Origin of the sequence: Pseudomonas sp. EL_65y_Pfl2_R96 (assembly GCF_963970905.1) — a bacterium.
In the GTDB taxonomy this organism is placed as follows: domain Bacteria; phylum Pseudomonadota; class Gammaproteobacteria; order Pseudomonadales; family Pseudomonadaceae; genus Aquipseudomonas.
In genome coordinates this window covers 1-751 of the sequence record NZ_CAXAQH010000115.1, presented here as the reverse complement: position 1 = coordinate 751, position 751 = coordinate 1, and the positions used below count along the sequence as shown (strand labels likewise).

At 55.4% G+C, this 751-nt stretch carries 1 protein-coding gene; it reads left to right on the top strand.

Annotated features, from left to right (window positions below; all coding sequences use genetic code 11):
• Window positions 1-211: 211 nt before the first annotated feature.
• A partial coding sequence (locus AACY49_RS29725) for an IS110 family transposase (RefSeq protein WP_339527753.1) occupies window positions 212-751 on the top strand: 540 nt, incomplete at its 3' end.

The window sequence follows — 751 nt, the reverse complement described above, 5'->3', positions numbered from 1 at the left end:
GCCCGCTTGTATGGTAGGACTTGAAGGGAGGAGGAGGGACAAAGCCCGATTCTGACTGTTGACGCAGTACAGATCCGTGGGAGATTTCGCCCCTCCTCCTTTCACCCAAGCGCCGATAAAGAATGCATCTGGCTAGACCGACGATAGGAACAAGCCTGCGCCTCTGAGTGAGCCCTTCAAGTGTTCAAAACCATATCCCGGAGGAAATACAATGGCAATGCCGGTTTCTGTCACACAGCCGATCGTAGGCGTGGATGTCGCCAAGAACGAACTGGTGATCTATCGCGCCGAACTTGACCTGCTTGAAGAGATTCCCAACAACAAAGCAGCCATCAAGACGTGGTTGAAGGCCTTGCCAGGGACAGTCGCGGTAGCTATTGAATCGACCAATATCTATCACCTGGAGTTCGCTGATCTGGCCTATGAGGCCGGCTGCACGATTTACATGGTGGGTGGCTATGAGCTCAGCCATTACCGCAAAGGGGTGAATGTCCGTGCCAAAACCGACGCGCTGGATGCCAGGCTGCTCGCTCGCTATCTGAAGAACGAAGGTGATGATCTTCATCCATGGACCCCGCCATCACCGCTGTACCGCCAGCTGCTGAGCCTCTTCCGTCGTCGCGCAGCCTTGGTTCAGGCGCGGGTCGGCCTGGTGCAAAGCTGGGCGAATGAGCCGCTGTTGAAGACAGCTTTCGCCGAGCAAGTGAAATCCATGCAGCAGCTTGAGGCGCTGGTCGAAAAGACGATTAAT